This is a genomic window from Acidiphilium sp. PM, from assembly GCF_000219295.1.
Lineage (GTDB): Bacteria > Pseudomonadota > Alphaproteobacteria > Acetobacterales > Acetobacteraceae > Acidiphilium > Acidiphilium multivorum.
Genome location: NZ_AFPR01000227.1, coordinates 1 through 8143 on the forward strand (window position 1 = coordinate 1; position 8143 = coordinate 8143).

Below are 8143 nucleotides of genomic sequence, written 5' to 3' on the forward strand. Positions count from 1 at the left end.
GGCGCTCGCGCGGGGTGAGTTCGGCAAGCGCGCTGCCGATCGCCTCGGCCCGCCGCTCGGCGCCCTGAAGATGCTGCCTTGCGGCCGCGAGTTCCTCGTCCTCCCCCGCGCGCGGCGCCAGGGCGGAGAGTTCCTCGACCGCGTGGCGCAGGAAATCCTCGTCCCGCCGCGCCGATTCGAGCGCCGCCTCGGCATCCGCCCGGGCGGCCTCGGCGGCGCGCCAGGAGGCGAACAGCGAGGCGACCGTCTCGCGCAAGGCCGGATCGACGCCGAATTCGTCCAGCATGTCGCGCTGGGTCGCCGGATCGGTCAGCCCGATCTGGGCATGCTGGCCCTGGATCTCGATCAGCAGGTCGGCAGCCCGGCGCAGCAGGGCGACGCTGACCGGCTGGTCGTTCACCAGGGCGCGTGACTTGCCGTCGCGCGTCAGGATCCGTCGCAGCAGGATTTCATCGCCGGCGTCGATTCCCTGGTCGGCCAGCAGGGCCTGCGCCGGATGGCCGGCGGCCACGGCGAACGACGCGGTGACGACCGCCTGTTTCGCCTCGGCCCGCACCAGTCCGGCATCGGCACGGTCGCCGAGCGCGAGGCCGAGCGAATCGAGCAGGATCGACTTGCCCGCGCCGGTCTCGCCGGTGAAGACGGTCAGCCCGGGCTCGAAGCCGATATCGAGCCGGTCGATCAGGATCACGTCGCGGATGGAGAGCGCTGTGAGCATGACCCCGGCGCGCCTCCGTTCAGAGCAGGCCGAAAAGGAACCCGCCCGAGGCCTTCGGCTTCACCGCACCGTTCAGAAGCCCGTGGCTGCGGAGCGTGGCATAGGCATTCCGGTACCACCGCGAGCCGGGATAGTTGTAGCCGAGCACGGCGGCATTCCGGCGCGCTTCCTTGACCAGCCCGAGATCGAGATAGCACTCCACCAGCCGGTCGAGCGCCTCGGGGACGAAGGTCGTCGTCTGGTATTGCTGGACCACCACCTGGTAGCGGCTGATCGCGGCGGCATAGAGATTCTGCCGCTGGTAGAACCGGCCGACCTCCATCTGGTGCCCGGCCAGGCGATTCTCGACCAGCCGGAGCTTGATCCGCGCATCGCGCGCATAGGCGCTGTCGGGGAAGCGCGAGATCACGTCCTGCAGGGCCTGCGCGGCCTCGAGGGTGAAGGTCTGGTCGCGCTGCACGTCCTCGATCTGCTCGTAGAAGCAGAGCGCCTTCAGATAATAGGCGTAGGCGGCTTCCGGGCTGGCCGGATGGAGCTCGATGAACCGGTTGAGCGCGCTGACCGCCGAATCGAAATTCTGCTCGCGGTATTCCGCGTAGCCCTGCAGCAGTTCGGCATGGCTCGCCCAGGTCGAATAGGGGTAGTTGACCTCGATCTCGCCGAAGGTCCGCGCCGCCTTCTTGTTCTCGCCCTTGTGGAGATAGGCGATGCCGTCGGCATAGAGGGCCGAAGCCGGCTTGAGCGGCTTGGACAAGGTCTTGTCCGCGCCGTCGTGACCGCTTGAGGTGCCGGTCTTGGCTCCGCCGCCGAACAGGCCGCAGCCGCCCAGAGCCAGCGGCATCAGCAGGACCAGGGCCGACAGCGCGCCGGCGCGTCGCGGGCGCTTCCGCGCCTGCGGGGGAAGGAACGGGGCCGGCCGAGCCGGAGTCTGCGAGTGCGTCATCGGGGCGGGCTTATAGCATGTCATTCGGCGGCGCGAAGCCTCCGGCCGCGGCGGGACCGTGGAATCGCGCCGGAATGCTTGCAAAACAAGGTAAAAAGGCCTATCCCCGGCCACAGCCGCGGGCGAGGTGCATGCGGCCTGTCGTCATTGCGGCGTCCCTTTCCGGCGGATGCGGCCAGGCGATACCCCTCAACCCCACCCGGCAAAGCCGGGCAGACGTGGCCACGATGATCGGACATACGGCGTGGCGCGCAAACCAAACCGGCCGCTTTTTGGCCTCGTTTCAAGGATTTAAACCGCTTCATGGGTTCAACCGCAACTGCCATGCGCTCGCAGGGCGCTGATCACACCACCGGTACAGAGGACTTCGCCGCGCTGCTCGACAGCACGCTCGGCAGCAATACCGGCTTCGAGGGCTCGGTCGTTTCCGGCCGGGTCTCGCGGATCGATGACGATTACGTCGTCGTCGATGTCGGGCTGAAGAGCGAAGGTCGCGTGCCGCTGAAGGAATTCGGCGCGCAGGAGATCAAGTCCGGCGACACGTTCGACCTCTATATCGAGCGCTACGAGGACAAGGACGGCTCGATCGTCCTGTCGCGCGAGAAGGCGCGGCGCGAAGAGGCCTGGACGGCGCTGGAGCGCGCCTATGAGCAGCAGGCGCGGGTCAACGGCGTGATCCACGGCCGCGTCAAGGGCGGCTTCACCGTCGATCTCGGCGGCGCCACCGCGTTCCTGCCGGGCAGCCAGGTCGATATCCGCCCGGTGCGCGACGTCACCCCGCTGATGGGCGTGCAGCAGCCGTTCCAGATCCTCAAGATGGACCGCGCGCGCGGCAACATCGTGGTCTCGCGCCGCGCGGTGCTCGAGGAAACCCGGGCGGAACAGCGTAGCGAGCTGATCCAGGGCCTCAAGGAAGGCCAGATCCTCGACGGTGTGGTCAAGAACATCACCGATTACGGCGCGTTCGTCGATCTCGGCGGCGTCGATGGCCTGCTGCATGTGACCGACATCGCCTGGCGCCGCATCAACCACCCGGCCGAGGCGCTGACCATCGGCCAGCCGGTGCGCGTGCAGGTGATCCGCTTCAACCCCGACACCCAGCGCATCAGCCTCGGCATGAAGCAGCTCGAGACCGATCCGTGGGAAGGTGTGGACGTCAAGTATCCGCCGGGAATCAAGGTCACCGGCCGGGTCACCAACATCACCGACTACGGCGCCTTCGTGGAGCTGGAGCCGGGCGTCGAGGGTCTCGTGCACGTCTCCGAGATGTCGTGGACCAAGAAGAACGCGCATCCGGGCAAGATCGTGGCGACGAGCCAGGAAGTCGAGGTCATGGTACTCGACGTGGATGCTGGCAAGCGCCGCATCTCGCTCGGCCTCAAGCAGGTCCAGCGCAACCCGTGGGAGCAGTTCCTCGACGAACACCCCGTCGGCTCGATCGTCGAGGGCGAGATCCGCAACATCACCGAGTTCGGCCTGTTCATCGGCCTCGCGCCGGACATCGACGGCATGGTCCACATGTCCGACCTGTCCTGGGACGAGCCGGGCGAACTCGCCATGGCCAAGTTCAACAAGGGCGAGATGGTCAAGGCGAAGGTTCTCGACGTCGATGTCGAGAAGGAGCGCATCAGCCTCGGCGTGAAGCAGCTCGAGGAAGATCCCGCCGCCGGCGTGCTCGACCGTGTCCACAAGGGCATGATCGTGACCTGCGTGATCACCGCCGTGCAGTCGAACGGGCTCGAGGTGAAGGTGGACGACGTGCTCACCGGCTTCATCCGCCGCGCCGAGCTGGCGCGCGACAAGTCGGACCAGCGGCCGGAGAAGTTCGCCGTCGGCGAGAAGATCGACGCCAAGATCACCGCCGTCGACCGCGCCGCGCGCAAGCTGCAACTCACGGTCAAGGGCAAGGAGATCGACGAGGAGAAGCAGGCCATGGCCGATTACGGCTCCTCCGACTCGGGCGCCTCGCTCGGCGACATCCTCGGTGCCGCCATCCGCCGCCGCAACCAGCAGGCTCAGAGCGAAAACTGAACCGGCACGACCGGCCAAGACTGGCAAACGCCGCCCTCACGGGCGGCGTTTGTTGTTTCGGCGTGATGGATGCAGCAAGGTCGATCTGGCCTGGACTCCGCCCGTTGCGCCGCACCGGCCCCGGGAAGCGGCGGACCCGGAGTCCCGGGCCGCAATGTCAGGGCCAGCTTCCCTCGGCGCTGGCGATCTGCGCGGGAGTCGTCAGCTTGTAGGGGCCTTCGGCGATCTGCGGCGCGTGATCGGGCAGCTTTTCCGGATCGGCCCAGCACTCGGGATCCCCGAGCGTCTGCGTGCAATAGGGCGGCGGCGGCGGCGGCACGTATTTCGGCACGCAGTAGCTCTTCTGCTCATCGAGCCGGACCATCGAGCAGTTGCGTCCGGATATCAGAGACACTACCGCATCCGGCACCGTCCGATGGATCGTGGTCAGCGTGACCACGTTGGCGGCCACGGTCGCGCCAGTGCCGATACCGCAACCGGCAAGCGGGATCACACAGAACAGGGCAAGCATTCGTCGCATCGGCGGCAGAATGGCATGAAAAAATGAAGACCTGGTTACGTTGCCCAACGCCCCGCGCGCGGCTATGGTCCGCCCGACCGACCCGATCCACTCTGCGCGTGGCGGCCCCGCCCCCTGCGCGAAACGAGCGAGAGCCAGCGTGCCCGATATTTTCGACGAAGTTGCCGAAGACCTGCGTGCCGAGCGCACCCGCGAGTTCCTCATGCGCTATGCCGGCGCGCTGGCCGGGGCGGCCGCCTTCGTGCTGCTCGCGATCGGCGGCTGGAAGGCGTGGCAATGGCATCGCCATCAGCAGGACCTGAAGGCGGCGGACCGCTACGTGACCCTGACCAGCCAGATCGGCCAGCAGGAAGCCGGACTGACCAAATCGGGCGACATTGGCGATGCGAAACGGCTGGTCGATTTCGCCGGCACCGCCCCCGCCGGCTATGCCAACCTCGCCCGGCTGCGCGCCGCCGCGCTCTACGCCCAGGCCGGCGACCTCAAGACGGCGGGCCAGCTCTGGGCGGCGGTCGCGGCGCCCAACAGCGGCGCCACGCCGCCGGTCCACGATCTCGCGCTCCTCCTCCTCGCCCAGCACGAGATGGGCGTGAAACCGGATGCCGATGTGCGTGCCCGGCTCGCAACCCTCAACAAGCCGGGCAACCCATGGCAGCCGCTCGCGCAACTCGACCTCGCCCTGCTCGACATAAAGGCCGGCAAGACGAAGTCGGCGCATGGCCTGCTCGAAGAGGTGAGCGCCGATCCCGCCTCGCCGCCCAACCTGCGGAACCTCGCCCAGGGCCTGATCGCGAAACTGAACGGATGACAAGCCGCACCATGACCGACCTTCGCGCCCTTTCCACTCTCGGGCGGCGCGGCGCGCTGCTCTCCTCGATGGCGCTGCTCACCGGATGCAGCCTGTTTTCGAAGGCAGTGAAGCCGCCGGTTCCCGGCCGCAAAATCCCGGTCCTGCCGCCGCACAATCCGCTTTCCGTCTCCAGCGGCGCGCCCGCGGTGACGCTGCCGGCGCCGCGCAGCCACGCGGTCTGGGGACAGGCGGGCGCCAATGCCGCGCATGATGCCGGCGTCAGCGCCCTGCCCGCGCGGCTGACCATGGCATGGCGCCGGGATGTCGGCGCCGGAGCCACCTATCGCCGCACGCTGCACGCCGCCCCGGTCGCCGCCGGCGGGCGCGTGTTCACGATGGATGCGCTTGGCGTGGTCGAAGCCCATTCGATCGCCAGCGGCCAGCGGCTCTGGCGCCACCCCATGCGCCCGAAGCACGACAACAGCTTCGCCTATGGCGGCGGGCTGGCGGCGGACGGCACCACGCTCTACGTCGCGTCCGGCTTCAGCCAGCTCCTGGCCCTCGATCCGGCCAGCGGCAAGCCGCGCTGGACCAAGACGCTCGACCAGCCGTTCCGCTCGGCGCCAGGCCTTGGCGGCGGGCTGATCTTCGTCATCATGCTCGACGACACGCTGCAGGCCTTCGATGCGAAGACCGGCGACTTTGCCTGGCGCTTCCCCACCGGCAACGGCTCGGGCGGCTCGATGTTCGGCGCCGGCACGCCGGCCTATCAGGATGGCATCGTCGTCGCCGGTTTCGGCTCGGGCGTGTTCGCCGGTGTGAACGCGACCGGCGGCTCCGCCGTCTGGGAGCAGAGCCTCGCGGCCGGGTATGACCAGACCAATCCACTCGACGTGTCCAGCATCGTGGCGAGCCCCGTGATCGCCGGGGGGCTGGCGATCGCCACCGGCCTCGCGGGCACCACCGTCGCGTTCGACCTGCATTCGGGACGGCGCATCTGGGGGATCAGCGCGGGCGGCAGCGAGACCCCGGCCGTCGCCGGCGACTGGCTGTTCCTGCTGACGGAAAACCAGCGCCTCGCCGCGATCCATGTCGCTGACGGCGCCGTCGCGTGGGTGACCGAACTGCCGGCCTATGGCGATCCGAAGCGGCACAAGCAGCCGATTTCGTGGCATGGCCCGCTCGCCGCCGGCGCCGGCCTGGTCCTGACCGGTTCCGACAAGCGGATGATCGTGGTCGATGCCGCGACGGGCCGGCTGACCACTCCGCTCGCCGCCGGCCTCGCGCTCGACGGAGAGGCCGATCTTGCCCCGATCGCCGCCGCGGGAACGCTGTTCGCGCTGACCCGCAACGCGGTGCTGACCGCCTATCGATGACCACCTCCCCTGCCCGCACCCCGCGGGTCGCGATCTGCGGGCGGCCGAATGTCGGCAAATCCACCCTGTTCAACCGGCTGGCGGGCAAGCGCATCGCGCTCGTCGCCGACGAGCCGGGGGTTACGCGTGACCGCAAGGAAGCCTGGGGCGAGCTTGCCGGGGTGAAGGTCCAGCTGATCGACACCGCGGGGCTTGAGGAAGCGCCGCCGGACACGCTGCCGGGCCGGATGCGCGCCTCGACCGGGACGGCGGTGGACGAGGCGGATCTCGTGCTGTTCGTGTTCGACGCCCGCGCCGGCCTGCTGCCGGAGGACCGGCATTTCGCCGCCTGGCTGCGCCGGGCGGGCAAGCCGGTGATTGTCGTCGCCAACAAGGCGGAGGGGCGCGGCGGCAGCAACGCGGCGCTGGAGGCCTATGAACTCGGCCTCGGCGAGCCGGTGGCGGTATCCGCCGAGCATAACGAGGGCGTGTCCGACCTGATCGACCGCATCATCGAGGCGCTGCCCGAGACGGACGAGGCGGAGGATGAGGATGGCGAACGGCCGATGCACCTCGCCATCGTCGGGCGGCCGAATGCCGGAAAGTCGACCCTGATGAACCGGCTGCTGGGCGAGCAGCGGGTGATCACCGGCCCGGAACCCGGCCTGACCCGTGATGCGATCGCCGCCGAACTGACCGATTCGGCCGGGCGGCGCTATCGGCTGTTCGACACCGCCGGGCTGCGCCGGCGCGCGCGGGTCGAGGCGGGGCTGGAGAAACTCTCCACCTCATCGACGATCGAGGCGCTGAAATTCGCCGATACGGTGGTGCTCGCGATCGATGCGCATGAGGGGCTGCACGACCAGGATTTCACCATTGCCCGGCTGATCGAGCGCGAGGGCCGCGCCTGCGTCATCGCGCTGACCAAGTGGGACCTGGTGGAAGACCGCGACCGCACCCGCCGCGCGATTCTCGAACGGCTGGAACACTCGCTCTCGCAGATGAAGGGGATCACGCTGGTGCCGCTCTCGGGCGAGACCGGCGAGGGTGTCAAGAAACTGCTGCCGGCGGTGCGCGAGGCGGACCGCATCTGGAACACGCGGGTCACCACCTCCGCACTCAACCGCTGGTTCGAGGGCGCGCTGGAACGCTTCCCGCCGCCGCTGGTCGAGGGGCGCCGGCTCAAGCTGCGCTATATCACCCAGGTCAAGGCGCGGCCGCCCAGCTTCGCGGTGTTCGGCACCAGGGCGGAACTCACGCCCGACAGCTACCAGCGCTACCTCGTCAATTCGCTGCGCGAGCGGTTCGGCCTCGAAGGCACGCCGATCCGCCTCGCGTTGCGCGGCACCAAGAACCCCTACGCCGACGAGTAACCGGGCCGGCGCATGCCGCTAGTGTCCCAAATCTGAAATTCACCCACGAATTTCAGGCGCAGGACACCAGTGCATCATCCGATCCGTAAGGATCGGAAAATTGCCCTAATACTGGCCGTTCGGGTAGCCATTGCCCTGATCATACGGGCTTCCCTGATAGGGGCCGCCCTGGTTGCCGTTCTGATACTGGTATTGGCCGCCCTGCTGATACGATCCGCCGGGATAGCCGTTGCCGTAATAGCCGCCTTGCTGCTGGTCGGGGTACCGGTTCATGTCGCGCCGGTCCTCGGGGCGACGGCCGGAATTGTAGTACTGGCGATCGTATCCGCCCTGGCCATATCCCGGTTGGCCGTTGCGGTAATAGCCGGGCGGCGGCGGCGGCGGCGGGGACGGGGTTGTCAGCGCGCCGCCCG

General features: G+C 68.6%; 7 protein-coding genes and 1 pseudogene. 4 read left to right on the plus strand and 4 right to left on the minus strand.

All coding sequences use genetic code 11. The features are described 5' to 3' along the window. Together APM_RS10150 and APM_RS10155 are read right to left on the minus strand one after the other, a co-directional pair. On the minus strand, window positions 1-718 hold a 718-nt coding region (locus APM_RS10150), incomplete at its 3' end, for an AAA family ATPase (RefSeq protein WP_007423281.1). Window positions 719-737: 19 nt separating this feature from the next. After that, a complete protein-coding gene (locus tag APM_RS10155) occupies window positions 738-1685 on the minus strand; it encodes an outer membrane protein assembly factor BamD (protein WP_011941751.1) in 948 nt (315 codons plus the stop codon). 279 nt (window positions 1686-1964) lie between these two features. Here APM_RS10155 and rpsA point away from each other — a divergent pair, with 279 nt between their 5' ends. Then, window positions 1965-3692, plus strand: a complete 1728-nt coding sequence (rpsA, locus tag APM_RS10160) for a 30S ribosomal protein S1 (RefSeq protein WP_007423283.1) — start codon at window positions 1965-1967, stop codon at window positions 3690-3692. A gap of 157 nt (window positions 3693-3849) precedes the next feature. On the opposite strand, the gene APM_RS10165 is transcribed toward rpsA, so the two are convergent. After that, on the minus strand, window positions 3850-4203 hold the full coding sequence (locus APM_RS10165) for a hypothetical protein (protein ID WP_007423284.1): 354 nt from the start codon (window positions 4201-4203) through the stop codon (window positions 3850-3852). A 148-nt stretch (window positions 4204-4351) separates the two neighbouring features. Between APM_RS10165 and APM_RS10170 the strand changes: the two genes are divergently transcribed. Genes APM_RS10170 through der form a run of 3 tightly spaced genes read left to right on the plus strand, consistent with a single transcriptional unit; the run spans window position 4352 to window position 7730 of the window. Beyond that, window positions 4352-5020: a tetratricopeptide repeat protein gene (locus APM_RS10170; RefSeq protein ID WP_007423285.1), complete on the plus strand. Its 669-nt coding sequence runs from the start codon at window positions 4352-4354 to the stop codon at window positions 5018-5020. Window positions 5021-5031: 11 nt separating this feature from the next. Further along, window positions 5032-6378 (plus strand): PQQ-like beta-propeller repeat protein, encoded by a 1347-nt coding sequence (locus tag APM_RS10175; RefSeq protein WP_231295361.1) that lies wholly within the window; start codon window positions 5032-5034, stop codon window positions 6376-6378. Continuing rightward, entirely contained in the window at window positions 6375-7730 is a 1356-nt protein-coding gene (der, locus tag APM_RS10180; RefSeq protein ID WP_007423287.1) for a ribosome biogenesis GTPase Der, read from the plus strand. The genes APM_RS10175 and der overlap by 4 nt, the downstream gene beginning before the upstream one ends. A 105-nt stretch (window positions 7731-7835) precedes the next feature. On the opposite strand, the pseudogene APM_RS10185 reads toward der, so the two are convergent. Then, window positions 7836-8143 (minus strand): annotated as a pseudogene (locus tag APM_RS10185) (hypothetical protein); the annotation flags it as partial.

Excerpts from the sequence above, each read along its gene's own strand:
- APM_RS10175 (WP_231295361.1), top strand. The coding sequence starts at position 5,032 with ATGACCGACCTTCGCGCCCTTTCCACTCTCGGGCGGCGCGGCGCGCTG.
- rpsA (WP_007423283.1), top strand. The coding sequence starts at position 1,965 with ATGGGTTCAACCGCAACTGCCATGCGCTCGCAGGGCGCTGATCACACC.
- der (WP_007423287.1), top strand. The coding sequence starts at position 6,375 with ATGACCACCTCCCCTGCCCGCACCCCGCGGGTCGCGATCTGCGGGCGG.
- APM_RS10165 (WP_007423284.1), bottom strand. The coding sequence starts at position 4,203 with ATGCTTGCCCTGTTCTGTGTGATCCCGCTTGCCGGTTGCGGTATCGGC.
- APM_RS10155 (WP_011941751.1), bottom strand. The coding sequence starts at position 1,685 with ATGACATGCTATAAGCCCGCCCCGATGACGCACTCGCAGACTCCGGCT.